Source organism: Pseudomonas sp. TE36184, assembly GCF_054060055.1.
Map to the genome: position 1 here is coordinate 6,168,702 of NZ_JBSSCU010000001.1, position 11,936 is coordinate 6,180,637.

Sequence of the window (11,936 nt, forward strand, 5' to 3'; positions counted from 1 at the left end):
GTTGATACGAAAACTGTTGTTACTGCTGCTGATCGGTCTGTTCGCGGCGGCGTTGCTGTTGGGGTTTTCGGCCTGGAAGCTCGACTCAGCCCTCAAGCAGCCCTTGCACCTGACCGAGGAGCAACTGCTCGACGTCCCCGCCGGAGCCACGCCGACCGGCACTTTCAATCGCCTGGAAGCCGACGGTGTGCTCGACGGCGCCTTCTGGTTGCGTCTGTACTGGCGCTTCAACCTCGAAGGCCAGCCATTGCACAGCGGCGAATACCGCCTCACTCCCGGCCTCACCGCCCAAGGCTTGATCGGCCTGTGGCAGCGTGGCGAAGTGGTGCAATACAGCCTGACCCTGGTGGAGGGCTGGAATTTCCGCCAAGTGCGCTCGGCGCTGGCCAAGCATGAAAAGATCGTGCAGAGCCTTGCCGGCCTGAGTGACAGCGAAGTGATGGACAAGCTCGGCCACCCAGGGGTTTTCCCCGAGGGGCGGTTCTTCCCCGATACCTATCGCTTTGTGCGCGGCATGACGGATGTCGAGTTCCTCAAGAAAGCCTACAACCGCCTGGACGATGTGCTCGCCCAGGAGTGGAGCAAACGCGCCGCCGACGCGCCGTACACCGACCCCTACCAAGCGCTGATCATGGCCTCCCTGGTGGAGAAAGAGACCGGTGTGCCGGAGGAGCGGGGGCAGATCGCCGGGGTATTCGTGCGTCGCATGAAGATCGGCATGCTGCTGCAGACCGATCCGACGGTGATCTACGGCCTGGGCGAGCGCTACAACGGTAAGCTGACGCGTGCCCATCTCAAGGAAGCCAACCCCTACAACACCTACATGGTTGCCGGGCTCCCGCCGACACCCATCGCGATGGTCGGCCGCGAGGCGATTCATGCGGCGCTGAACCCGGTGCCGGGCAGCAGCCTGTATTTCGTTGCCCGGGGTGATGGCAGTCATATTTTCTCGGACGACCTGGATGCACATAATGCCGCGGTGCGTGAGTTCCAGCTCAAGCGTCGCGCCGATTACCGTTCCAGCCCGGCGCCGCAGGTGAAGCCGTTGGAAGACCCCGCGCCGACGAACGATGCCCCCGACGCACCCGCCGAGCCTGCGCCGGACGCCGCCGCACCGCTAAGCCCGCAATGACTCTGACTAAGGACTGCCTGTGACTGGCTTGTTTATTACCCTGGAAGGCCCGGAAGGCGCCGGCAAAAGCACCAACCGCGATTACCTGGCCGAGCGTTTGCGCGCTGCGGGCGTCGAGGTGGTGCTGACCCGCGAGCCCGGCGGTACGCCATTGGCCGAGCGCATCCGTGAAGTGCTGCTGGCCCCAGGTGAAGAACAGATGAACCCGGACACCGAGCTGCTGCTGGTGTTCGCCGCACGCGCCCAGCACCTGGCCGAAGTGATTCGCCCGGCGCTGGCCCGCGGCGCCGTGGTGATTTGTGACCGCTTCACCGATTCCACCTATGCCTACCAAGGCGGTGGCCGCGGCCTGTCCCAGGCGCGCATCGCCACCCTGGAGACCTTCGTCCAGGGCGATTTGCGCCCCGACCTGACCCTGGTGTTCGACCTGCCGGTGGAAGTCGGCCTGGCCCGTGCCAGTGCGCGTGGCCGCCTGGACCGCTTCGAACTGGAAGGCCAGGCGTTTTTCAACGCCGTGCGCAGCGCATTCCTTGCCCGGGCCAAGGCCGAGCCGGCGCGTTACTACCTGTTGGACGCCGCGCAGCCGCTGGCCCAGGTGCAGCAGGCCATCGATGCGCTGCTACCCACATTGCTGGAGCGCGCCCGTGGCTGAAGCCTACCCTTGGCAGGACAGTCTCTGGCAGCAACTGGCGGGGCGTGCCCAGCACGCTCATGCCTACTTGTTGCACGGCCCGGCGGGTATCGGTAAGCGCGCACTCGCCGAGCGCCTGATGGCCAGCCTGCTGTGCCAACGCCCGGTCAACCTGGAAGCCTGCGGCGCGTGCAAGTCCTGCCTGCTGCTCAAGGCCGGCAGCCACCCGGACAACTACCTGCTGGAACCCGAGGAAGCGGACAAGGCGATCAAGGTCGACCAGGTGCGTGACCTCGTCAGCTTCGTGGTGCAAACCGCGCAGATGGGCGGGCGCAAGGTCGTACTGATCGAGCCGGTGGAGGCGATGAACATCAACGCGGCCAACGCCTTGCTCAAAAGCCTCGAAGAACCTTCCGGCGATACCGTGCTGTTGCTGGTCAGCCACCAGTCCAGCCGCTTGTTGCCGACCATTCGCAGCCGTTGCGTGCAGCAGGCGTGCCCATTGCCCAGCGAGGCGATGAGCCTGCGATGGCTGGAACAGGCTTTGCCGGACTGTTCCGAAGCCGAACGCGTCGAGTTGCTGACCCTGGCCGCCGGCTCCCCCCTGGCCGCCGTGAAGCTGCAGGCCCAGGGCGTGCGCGAGCAACGCGCGCTGGTGGTGGACGGGGTGAAAAAGCTGCTCAAGCAGGAGTTGTCCGCCACCCAGTTGGCGGAAACCGCCTGGAAGGACATCCCCTTGCTGCTGCTGTTCGACTGGTTCTGCGACTGGTCGAGCCTGATCCTGCGCTACCAGTTGACCCAGGATGAAAATGGCCTGGGCCTGCCGGACATGCGCAAGGTCGTGCAATACCTCGCGCAGAAAAGCGCACAGGACAAGGTGCTGAATATCCAGGACTGGATTCTCGCCCAGCGCCAGAAGGTCCTCGGCAAGGCCAACCTCAACCGCGTGCTGTTGCTCGAAGCGCTGCTGGTGCAGTGGGTCGGTTTGCTCGGCCGGCGTTAATTTCCGTGGCCGACGGGTGTATCGTCGGTCAGATCCTTCCCGTGATTGAAGTTGTCATATCCTATGCTCGTAGATTCCCATTGCCACCTTGATCGCCTCGACCTCGCCCAACACGGCGGTTCCCTCGACGCCGCCCTGGAAGCGGCCCGCCAGCGTGGGGTCGGGCACTTCCTGTGCATCGGCGTCAGCGCCGACAATGCGGCCGACGTCAAAGCCCTCGCGGATCGCTACGCGGACGTGGATTGCTCGGTGGGTATCCACCCGCTGGACCTCAAGCCCGGCGAAGCCCCGGCCCTCGACTGGTTGCTCGGCGAACTCAACCACCCACGGGTGGTGGCGATTGGTGAAACCGGCCTGGACTATCACTACGAGCCCGAAGCCGCGCTATTGCAGCAAGCGTCGTTCCGCCTGCACCTGCACGCCGCCGAGCAGACCGGCAAACCGGTCATCGTCCACACCCGCGGCGCCCGCGCCGACACCCTGAGCCTGCTGCGCGAAGCCGCATTGCCCCAGGCCGGCGTGCTGCATTGCTTCACCGAAGACTGGGACATGGCCAAGGCGGCCCTCGACCTGGGGTTCTACATTTCCCTGTCGGGCATCGTCACCTTTCGCAATGCCGACGCCCTGCGTGACGTGGCGCGACAAGTGCCGGCCGACCGGCTGCTGGTGGAAACCGACTCGCCGTACCTGGCGCCGATTCCCCATCGCGGCAAGCCGAACCTGCCGGAGTATGTGCGTGACGTGGCGGATTACCTGGCGATGCTACGCGGTGAGTCCTACGAACGCTTTGCCGAACAGACCACCGAGAACTTCAAGCGCCTGTTCCCGCTGGCGCACGTCGCGGGTTGACGCGACCAAATCCGAGGCAAAAAAAACCCGGGTTCTGGGGGGGGAATCCGGGTTAAGACCATTAGGAGTAAAACAAGGGCACGCAGTCCGTCGGTACCCAGGTCGACGCTTCACTTGGGGGAGATGTCGCGCCGACAGTTGAAGTATTGATCAGTATCCGATTCAGTCCAGTCGCGTCTGGTCGTTTTTTAAACAGATTTGGAATACGCGCGCTTCGCTTGAGTTCTCATTGAGCGGATGTACAGGCGTAGGCGTCACGTATTATTTCTGACTGAACGCCATGAATTCGTCGGCATGCTGAAAGTAATGTGTGTGAGCGGTTCACATAAGCGTTGCCCAACGACCGTTCAGTCGGGATAATCCCTCGTACCGGGTAAATCGTATCGCCACGTCTCCTTGGCCCTGCGCAACCCTCCCTATACCGACCTCTGCAGACCTTTTCCTCATGCAAAAAGAACCCCGTAAGGTCCGTGAGTTTCGCCGCCGCGAGCAGGAAATTCTCGACACCGCCCTCAAGTTGTTCCTCGAACAAGGTGAAGACAGCGTTACCGTCGAGATGATCGCGGATGCCGTAGGTATCGGCAAAGGCACCATCTACAAGCACTTCAAGTCCAAGGCCGAGATCTACCTGCGCCTGATGCTCGACTACGAGCGCGACCTGAACGAGCTGCTGCATTCGGCCGATGTGGACAAGGACAAGGAGGCCCTGTCGCGGGCCTACTTCGAGTTCCGCATGCGTGACCCGCAGCGCTACCGCCTGTTCGACCGCCTGGAAGAGAAGGTGGTCAAGGGCCATCAGGTGCCGGAAATGGTCGAGGAGTTGCACAAGATCCGCGCCTCGAACTTCGAACGCCTGACCCTGCTGATCAAGGGCCGCATCAGCGAAGGCAAGCTGGAAGACGTGCCGCCGTATTTCCACTACTGCGCCGCCTGGGCGTTAGTGCATGGCGCAGTGGCGCTGTACCACTCGCCGTTCTGGAGCAATGTATTGGAAGATCAGGAAGGTTTCTTCCAGTTCCTGATGGACATCGGCGTGCGTATGGGCAACAAGCGCAAGCACAGCAGCGAGCTGCCACCCGTTGACGCTGCACCTGCTGGCACACCTGCCGCGTAATGATTTGCTGCCAGGTGCAGTAACCCAGGAATATACTCAGGTAAGGCTATTGCCAAAAGCTGATTTATGAGTCAGCTTTTGCTGCGTCTGAATTATCCTCTGCCGGAGTGATCCATGATCGTTGATCGTCAAGGCAGGCGTTTTCGCAATTTGCGGATCAGCCTGACCTCAGCCTGCAATTACGCGTGTACCTATTGCGTGCCTAACGGCAAGCGGCTGGTGGCTGCCCAGGACGAACTCTCGGCCGAGGCCATGGCCCGTGGCGTGGCTTACCTGATCGAAGCCGCCGGTATCGAGCGCCTGCGCATCACCGGTGGTGAGCCGTTGGTCAGCCCCAAGCTGGAAGCCTTCATGGGCGCTGTGGGCGGGATGGGCCTCAGTGAGATCAGCCTGACCACCAACGGCCAACTGCTGGCGCGCAAACTGCCGCTGCTGGTGGACGCCGGCATTCGGCGCATCAACGTGTCCCTCGACACGCTGAACGCCGAGGCCTTCCGCAGCATCGCCCGTGGCGGCGACCTGGCCACGGTGCTCGATGGCATGGATCAGGCGCGCGCGGCCGGGATCAAGATCAAGGTGAATATGGTGCCGTTGCGCGGCCAGAACCTCGATCAGGTGATGCCGCTGCTCGACTATTGCCTGGAACGGGGCTACGAGCTGCGCTTTATCGAACTGATGCGAATGGGCCACCTGGCCAAGGACTCCAATGCCTTCCTGCAGCAATTCGTCAGCCTTCAGCAACTGCTGAGCCTGATCGGCGAACACCACGAATACCTGCAAGCCAACGCTCCTGTGGACGCCACGGCGGTGCGCTACGAAGTGCCGGGCAAGGGTTTCTTTGGGGTGATCGCCAACGAAAGCGTGCCGTTCTGCCGCACCTGTTCACGGTTGCGGCTGTCGTCCACCGGTTGGTTGCATGGCTGCCTGTCGTCGAGCAATCGTCACTATGTCGGCGACCTGCTGGATAAACCGCGCCACCAGGCGCTGCCGGCCTTGCAAGGCTTGCTGATGAAGGCCTTGGGCGACAAACAGGAAGTGGCGTTCTCCGGTGGTGCGACCATCATGAAAATCATCGGCGGCTAACCCGGTTTTCAAGATTGCGCACAATCCAGTGTGGGAGGGGGCTTGCCCCCGATTGCAATGTGTCAGTCCCAGATAATCTGACCGACTCGCCGCAATCGGGAGCAAGCCCCCTCCCCAAATGGCGCGGATTCTGCATCTCATGCCCATTCGCCGGTTTTCCGTCACCGGCTTCTGGAGGATTAGGATGCGTAGTCTGGTTTTGTTGCTGGCGTCGTTGACGCTGAGTGGTTGCATGACCGTCAGCGATATGGCCGAAGGCACCCGTTATCAGATGAGCGACGCCGGGTTGCTGGACCACAGCGACACCCGGCGCTCCGCGTCGATTCGCGTGCAGCCGGACTCCTTTGTCTTCATCGCCCAGGGCGCCTTCGTGCCGCCCGGCAGCGCCTATCCGCGCCCGAACGTGGTCGCCGAAGAAGCCTTCAACGGCTTCGTCGAATACTTCCCCATGGTGCGCCGCGCCCGCCAGCCCGAAAGCCTCGAACAAGCCATGGCCGAAGCCCGTGCGGCCGGCGCTCACTACTTGCTGTACTGCCGCTTCGCCAAGGCGGATGACCGCATCGGCAACGCCGATGAGTGGACCGATCAACAGGCCCTCGACCGTGTCGGCCTGGACAGCGGCGTTATCCAGATCATGTTGATCGAGACCAGCACCCAGTATTTGATTGATACTGCACGGATTCGCAGTCGTGGCGGTTTACTGACGTTCCACGACAATACGCCCCAAGATCTGATCGCCCGCCCGCTGGCGCAGTACGCCCGAGGCCTGCTGGGCATGAGCGATCAGTAAGCCAGAGGAGAAGCCCATGACCGATTCCGCCAAGGCCAATGATCTATTGGCCCAACTGCCCAAGGGCAAGGGGCCGGCGCCGGTGCATCTGTGGAACCCGGACTTCTGCGGCAACATCGACATGCACATTGCCCGCGACGGCACCTGGTATTACCAGGGCACGCCGATCGGGCGCAAGCCGATGGTCAAGTTGTTCTCCAACATCATCCGCCGCGATGGCGATGAGTACTTTCTGATCACCCCCGTGGAAAAGGTCGGCATCACCGTCGAGGATGCGCCGTTTGTCGCGGTCACCCTGGAAGTCGAAGGGCAGGGCGAAAGCCAGCGGTTGCGCTTCACCACGCAAGTCGACGAGCAGGTCGAGGCCGATCTTGAACACCCGCTGCGGGTGGTGATCGACCCCGACACCGAGGAGCCTTCGCCCTATCTGCGGGTGCGCGCCAACCTCGAAGCCCTGGTGCATCGCAATGTGTTCTACCAATTGGTCGAGCTGGCGGTGAGCCGTCCGATCGACGGTCAGAACTGGCTCGGCGTGTGGAGCGGCGGGACGTTCTTCCCGATTGGCCTGGAGCCCTGAGAAGGTTTTTTTTCCTCTCCCTGAAATAATTCGCTTGCTGTAAACGGCTGCTTTCGGTTATCAATTTGTACATGATTAGACATGTCCGATTCGATAAGAAAAAACGCGTCGTCGACGAACTCATCCGCCGTATCGAAGGTGGGGTGATGGCCGACGGTTTCCTGCTGCCGGGTGAGCATCAACTGGCCGAAGAGTTTGCGGTCAGTCGCGGCACGCTGCGCGAAGCCCTGGCCGAGCTCAAGCGCCGCAACTACATCGCCACCCAGGGCGGCGTCGGCTCCATCGTCACCTATGACGGCATGGTGCTTGACCAACGCAATGGCTGGGCCCAGGCCCTGGCTGACACCGGCGCCCTGGTCAGCACCGACATCCTGCGCTTCGAAGCCGTGACCCGCCCGGACCTGTTCAGCCGCTTCGGCAGCGACCAATTCATCGCCCTCGACCGTCGCCGCCGCGCCGCCGATGGCCGCGCCGTGTCTTTGGAGCGCTCGCTGATGCCGGCCTCCGGAGGCCTGGAAGGCTTGCCCCGGGTCGGGCTGATCGACAACTCCCTGACCATCACCCTGGCCGCTTACGGTTACGTCGGCGCCGAAGGCGATCAATGGATCGGCGCCGAGCCCCTGACCGATGAAGACGCCGAGCTGCTCGAGCGCCCGGTGGGCACGGTGTTTCTCAAGGCGTCGCGCACCACTTACGACCGGCGCGAACGCTTCATGGAATACGTGGAGAGTCTGCTCGACCCGCTGCATTTTCGTCTGCACTTGCAGTTTGGCGCGACGAAATGAGCGCGCACAATCGTGCCCTCGGCGCCTTCTACGGTCTGGCGTTGGGCGATGCCCTGGGCATGCCCACCCAGTCTTTGAGCCGTGAGCAGGTCCGGGCGCGCTTCGGTGCCATCACCGGCCTGGAAGATGCCGACGCCGACCAACCCATCGCACCGAACATGCCCGCCGGCTCCATCACCGATGACACCGAGCAGGCGATCCTCGTCGGCGAGTTGCTGGTGGAAGGCCAGGGCACGATCGAGCCGAGCGTACTTGCGCGACGCCTGATCGACTGGGAAGCGCGAATGCGCGCCAAAGGCTCCCAGGACCTGCTGGGCCCGTCGACCAAGCGCGCCATCGACATGATCCTCGCTGGGCATACGCCTGAAGAGTCCGGGCGCTACGGCACCACCAACGGCGCGGCGATGCGTATCGCGCCGGTGGGGATTGCCGCCGATGTCAGCGACCCCGCGCCGTTCATCCGTGCGGTGATCCAGGCGTGCCAGGTGACCCACAACACCAGCCTGGGCATCTCCAGTGCCGCGGCAGTGGCGGCAGTGGTCTCGGCCGGGATCAACGGCGCGGACCTGGGCGCAGCGCTGAACATCGGCAGCCAGATCGCCCAGCAGGCCGAACGCCATGGACACTGGGTGGCCGGCGGCCGTATTGCCACGCGCATCGGTTGGGCGCGGACCTTGAGCGTCGCCAGTGGCGACAAGGCGCTGTTCGCCGACTTGCTCTATGAATTGATTGGCACCTCGGTCGCTTCCCAGGAATCGGTGGTGGTCTCGTTCGCCCTCGCGCAGCAAGTGGCGGTGGGCGAGATGAACGCCTTCGAGGCCTTGTGCGTGGCCGCCAGCCTGGGCGGCGACACCGACACCATCGCCGCGATCCTCGGCGCGATGCTGGGCGCGTGCCTGGGGATGCAATGCTGGCCGGCGGCGATGATCGAACAGGTCCAGCGGGTCAACGGGCTGGCGTTGCAGCCGTTGGTTGAAGGGCTGCTCAGCTTGCGCCAGGCGCTACAGGCCAGCGCGCTCGCGCACTGACCGAGTCAACATTGCGATTTGCGAATTTGCCACAACCCTAACAATACTGGCACCAGGAGCACCCGCACATGAGTACGTCCACTTCAGGCCCAAGCGCCGGGCGCTTGGAAACGCGCGGCATCGAACCGGTCCCCGAAGGCGAGTGCCACGGCCATCCGCTGCAACTGTTCTGGGTGTGGTTCGCCGCGAACATCAGCATCCTGGGGTTGCCGCTGGGCGCCACCCTGGTTGCGTTTCGCGGCCTGGCCATCTGGCAGGCGGTCATCGTCGCCATCCTCGGTGCCGCCGGCTCCTTCGCGGTGGTGGGCATTATCTCGATCGCCGGGCGGCGCGGGCGGGCGCCGAGCCTGACGCTGTCCCGCGCCATCTTCGGCGTGCGCGGCAATATCGGGCCGACGTTGGTGTCGCTGATGTCGCGGCTCGGTTGGGAGACCGTCAACACCACCACTGCTGCGTTCGTGCTGCTGTCGTTGTGTACGCTGCTGTTCCACACCCCGGTCGCGGCGAAAAGTGCGCCGCTGCTGACGCTGCTGTTCATCGCCATTTTCGTACTGCTGACCCTGGCCGTTTCCGGCCTGGGCCATGCGACTTTGCTGGTGATCCAGAAGTGGGCGACCTACGTGTTCGGCGCCTTGAATCTCCTGGTCGGCGGCTTCCTCTGCGCCACCATCGACTGGAGCGCAGTGTTCAACGCCACCCCGGCGCCCTTGAGCGCGATGCTCATCGGCATCGGCACCATGGCCGCCGGCACCGGGATCGGCTGGGCCAACGCCGGCGCCGACATGTCGCGCTACCAACACCGCAGCGTCACGGCCGTGCGCCTGGTGGCGTCTGCCGCGTTTGGCGCGGGCATTCCACTGGTGCTGCTGATCACCCTCGGCGGCCTGCTGTCGGTGGGCAACAACGACCTGGCGGCGGCGACCGACCCGATCGTCGCGATCCGCGACATGCTGCCCACCTGGATGGCCGTGCCGTACCTGATCACCGCGTTTGGCGGGCTGTTGCTGTCGAATAACCTGTCGGTGTATTCGGCCGGCCTCACTACCTTGACCCTCGGTTTGAAGGTCAAGCGCGTGTACGCGGTGATCGTCGATATCGTGGCGATCTTCGCCGGTTCCATCTACTTCATGCTGATCGCCGACAGTTTCTACGGCCCGTTCATCACCTTCATCTCGTTGCTGGCGGTGCCGATCACCGCATGGGTGGGGATCTTCGTGGTCGACCTGATTCACCGTCATTACTACAGCCCCGACGACCTGCTGAACGTCAGCCCAAGCAGCGCCTACTGGTATCGCGGCGGCGTGGAATGGCGCGCGTTGGGGGCGTGGGCCGTGGCGATCGGGCTGGGGTTCAGTTTCACTACCATCGGCACCACCGCCGACAACATCTGGTTCGCCGGGCCGTTGTCCGATTCCTGGCTGGGCCACAACGGCCTGGGCTGGATCGTGACTTTCGTGGTGGCCGGCGGAATATATGCGTTGCTCGGCGGCGCGGCTGACCGGCGTCCGGCATTGGTCGAGCGTGCCAATGCCTAGGTTGCTGCACACCGGCCAGGTCATCGTCGACCTGGTCATGGCCCTCGATCAATTGCCGGCGAGCGGCGGCGACGTGCTGGCGCAATCGGCCCGTTTCGAAGCCGGCGGCGGTTTTAATGTGATGGCGGCGGCGCGGCGCAACGGGCTGCCGGTGGTCTACCTGGGGCGCCACGGCAGCGGCCGTTTCGGCGACCTGGCCCGTGCGGCGATGCACGCCGAAGGCATCGACATCGCGCTGCCCGCCAGCGCCGGCAAGGACACCGGCCTGTGCGTGGCGCTGACCGAAGCCAGCAGCGAGCGCACCTTCATCTCCCATCTGGGCGCCGAGGGCGAGCTGAGCGCCGAGGACTTGGCCAACGTTGCGCCACGTGCCGATGACTACGTGTACGTGAGTGGCTACAGCCTGCTTCTCGACGGCAAGGCCCAGGCGCTGATCGACTGGCTACTGGCGCTGCCACGGGCGATTACGGTGGTATTCGACCCGGGCCCGCTGGTCAAGGCGCCCGACTCGGCGTTGATGCGCGCGCTGCTGCCGCGTATCGACATCTGGACCAGCAACGGCCCGGAAGCCCTGGCGTTCACCGGCGCGGCGGATATGGCCGAGGCGCTGATCAAGCTCAACCGGTATCTGCCCGCCGACACACTGCGGGTGGTGCGCGACGGGCCGAACGGTTGCTGGGTCGGGCGGGCGAATGCGCTTGAGCCTGTGCCCGGCTTCAAGGTGCAGGCGGTCGACAGCAATGGCGCGGGAGATGCCCACGCCGGCGTGTTCATCGCCGGTTTGGCCAACGGTTTGAAACCGCTCGACGCGGCGCGCCGTGCCAATGCGGCGGCGGCCCTGGCGGTGACGCGCTGGGGGCCGGCGACTGCTCCCGGCGCTGCGGAAGTCGACGCATTCCTCGCTGGATAAACCCGCATAGGCGCTCGGGCTTGCCCGCGACAGCGGTGGGTCAGTGACTCATAGGCTGGCGCCGACTAACCCGCTATTTCGATGCTTCACGGCGCAGGCTGTTTCGGTGCGCCAGGGATGTTCGAGTCGTCGCCCTTGTTGATACCGGGCTGATTGACCCCCGGGCCCATCTTGCCGTTACCGACGGCGGCGGGTGTCTGGCGCTGGGTGTCGTTGCCTCGGGTGCGCGGGTCGGCGCCGTTGTCGATGATCGCGCCACCATTGGTGTCGAGGCCGGTGCCCATCGAGTCCTGGGATTCCTGGGTCGCCGGGCTCGGCGGGGTGCCGACCGGATCGGTCTTGCCGGTGGACGAGGACGCGGCCAAAGCGCTCAGCGACGCAGCGGACAGCAGCGCCGTGAAGGCGAGGGCAGCACACTTGGAATGCTTCATGAGGGTGTCTCCATTAGGGTTAATGTCCTTACCCTTTATTGGTCAGCCCTCATGTGGGGTTCGTGCCT

The 11,936-nt window shown here is 64.0% G+C and carries 13 protein-coding genes; 12 read left to right on the forward strand and 1 reads right to left on the reverse strand.

The window, feature by feature from the left end; all coding sequences use genetic code 11:
* Position 1 precedes the first annotated feature (1 nt).
* The 12 genes from mltG to ACVWZP_RS28050 all read left to right on the forward strand — a co-directional run bounded on the left by mltG (position 2) and on the right by ACVWZP_RS28050 (position 11,437).
* Positions 2–1,132 carry an endolytic transglycosylase MltG gene (gene mltG / locus ACVWZP_RS27995; protein ID WP_126589457.1) on the forward strand — a complete coding sequence of 377 codons (1,131 nt, stop codon included), beginning with the start codon at positions 2–4 and terminating at the stop codon, positions 1,130–1,132.
* A gap of 19 nt (positions 1,133–1,151) precedes the next feature.
* Positions 1,152–1,784 (forward strand): dTMP kinase, encoded by a 633-nt coding sequence (gene tmk / locus ACVWZP_RS28000; RefSeq protein ID WP_046382369.1) that lies wholly within the window; start codon positions 1,152–1,154, stop codon positions 1,782–1,784.
* Complete coding sequence (locus ACVWZP_RS28005; RefSeq protein ID WP_457370302.1) at positions 1,777–2,766, forward strand: DNA polymerase III subunit delta'; 990 nt, start codon at positions 1,777–1,779, stop codon at positions 2,764–2,766. Before tmk ends, ACVWZP_RS28005 begins: the two co-directional genes overlap by 8 nt.
* 63 nt (positions 2,767–2,829) lie before the next feature.
* A complete protein-coding gene (locus ACVWZP_RS28010) occupies positions 2,830–3,615 on the forward strand; it encodes a TatD family hydrolase (RefSeq protein ID WP_046382371.1) in 786 nt (261 codons plus the stop codon).
* Between the two features lie 445 nt (positions 3,616–4,060).
* Positions 4,061–4,729 carry a TetR/AcrR family transcriptional regulator gene (locus ACVWZP_RS28015; protein ID WP_046382372.1) on the forward strand — a complete coding sequence of 223 codons (669 nt, stop codon included), beginning with the start codon at positions 4,061–4,063 and terminating at the stop codon, positions 4,727–4,729.
* A 114-nt stretch (positions 4,730–4,843) separates the two neighbouring features.
* Complete coding sequence (locus ACVWZP_RS28020) at positions 4,844–5,812, forward strand: GTP 3',8-cyclase MoaA (RefSeq protein ID WP_046382373.1); 969 nt, start codon at positions 4,844–4,846, stop codon at positions 5,810–5,812.
* Positions 5,813–5,996: 184 nt separating this feature from the next.
* Positions 5,997–6,602: a DUF4823 domain-containing protein gene (locus tag ACVWZP_RS28025; RefSeq protein WP_046382374.1), complete on the forward strand. Its 606-nt coding sequence runs from the start codon at positions 5,997–5,999 to the stop codon at positions 6,600–6,602.
* Between the two features lie 16 nt (positions 6,603–6,618).
* Positions 6,619–7,179 carry a DUF1285 domain-containing protein gene (locus tag ACVWZP_RS28030; RefSeq protein WP_372813642.1) on the forward strand — a complete coding sequence of 187 codons (561 nt, stop codon included), beginning with the start codon at positions 6,619–6,621 and terminating at the stop codon, positions 7,177–7,179.
* A 71-nt stretch (positions 7,180–7,250) separates the two neighbouring features.
* Entirely contained in the window at positions 7,251–7,964 is a 714-nt protein-coding gene (locus tag ACVWZP_RS28035) for a GntR family transcriptional regulator (RefSeq protein ID WP_046382376.1), read from the forward strand.
* Positions 7,961–8,992 (forward strand): ADP-ribosylglycohydrolase family protein, encoded by a 1,032-nt coding sequence (locus tag ACVWZP_RS28040; protein ID WP_046382377.1) that lies wholly within the window; start codon positions 7,961–7,963, stop codon positions 8,990–8,992. The genes ACVWZP_RS28035 and ACVWZP_RS28040 overlap by 4 nt, the downstream gene beginning before the upstream one ends.
* Positions 8,993–9,060: 68 nt before the next feature.
* Positions 9,061–10,527 (forward strand): purine-cytosine permease family protein, encoded by a 1,467-nt coding sequence (locus tag ACVWZP_RS28045; RefSeq protein WP_046489304.1) that lies wholly within the window; start codon positions 9,061–9,063, stop codon positions 10,525–10,527.
* On the forward strand, positions 10,520–11,437 hold the full coding sequence (locus ACVWZP_RS28050; RefSeq protein ID WP_193039681.1) for a PfkB family carbohydrate kinase: 918 nt from the start codon (positions 10,520–10,522) through the stop codon (positions 11,435–11,437). Before ACVWZP_RS28045 ends, ACVWZP_RS28050 begins: the two co-directional genes overlap by 8 nt.
* An 86-nt stretch (positions 11,438–11,523) precedes the next feature.
* Here the strand turns inward: ACVWZP_RS28050 and ACVWZP_RS28055 are convergent, their stop codons facing one another.
* Positions 11,524–11,868: a hypothetical protein gene (locus tag ACVWZP_RS28055; RefSeq protein ID WP_046382380.1), complete on the reverse strand. Its 345-nt coding sequence runs from the start codon at positions 11,866–11,868 to the stop codon at positions 11,524–11,526.
* Positions 11,869–11,936: the final 68 nt, after the last annotated feature.

Coding starts and splice junctions, on each gene's coding strand:
- ACVWZP_RS28010 (WP_046382371.1), top strand. CDS start 2,830: ATGCTCGTAGATTCCCATTGCCACCTTGATCGCCTCGACCTCGCCCAA.
- ACVWZP_RS28015 (WP_046382372.1), top strand. CDS start 4,061: ATGCAAAAAGAACCCCGTAAGGTCCGTGAGTTTCGCCGCCGCGAGCAG.
- ACVWZP_RS28020 (WP_046382373.1), top strand. CDS start 4,844: ATGATCGTTGATCGTCAAGGCAGGCGTTTTCGCAATTTGCGGATCAGC.
- ACVWZP_RS28025 (WP_046382374.1), top strand. CDS start 5,997: ATGCGTAGTCTGGTTTTGTTGCTGGCGTCGTTGACGCTGAGTGGTTGC.
- ACVWZP_RS28030 (WP_372813642.1), top strand. CDS start 6,619: ATGACCGATTCCGCCAAGGCCAATGATCTATTGGCCCAACTGCCCAAG.
- ACVWZP_RS28035 (WP_046382376.1), top strand. CDS start 7,251: ATGATTAGACATGTCCGATTCGATAAGAAAAAACGCGTCGTCGACGAA.
- ACVWZP_RS28040 (WP_046382377.1), top strand. CDS start 7,961: ATGAGCGCGCACAATCGTGCCCTCGGCGCCTTCTACGGTCTGGCGTTG.
- ACVWZP_RS28045 (WP_046489304.1), top strand. CDS start 9,061: ATGAGTACGTCCACTTCAGGCCCAAGCGCCGGGCGCTTGGAAACGCGC.
- ACVWZP_RS28050 (WP_193039681.1), top strand. CDS start 10,520: ATGCCTAGGTTGCTGCACACCGGCCAGGTCATCGTCGACCTGGTCATG.
- ACVWZP_RS28055 (WP_046382380.1), bottom strand. CDS start 11,868: ATGAAGCATTCCAAGTGTGCTGCCCTCGCCTTCACGGCGCTGCTGTCC.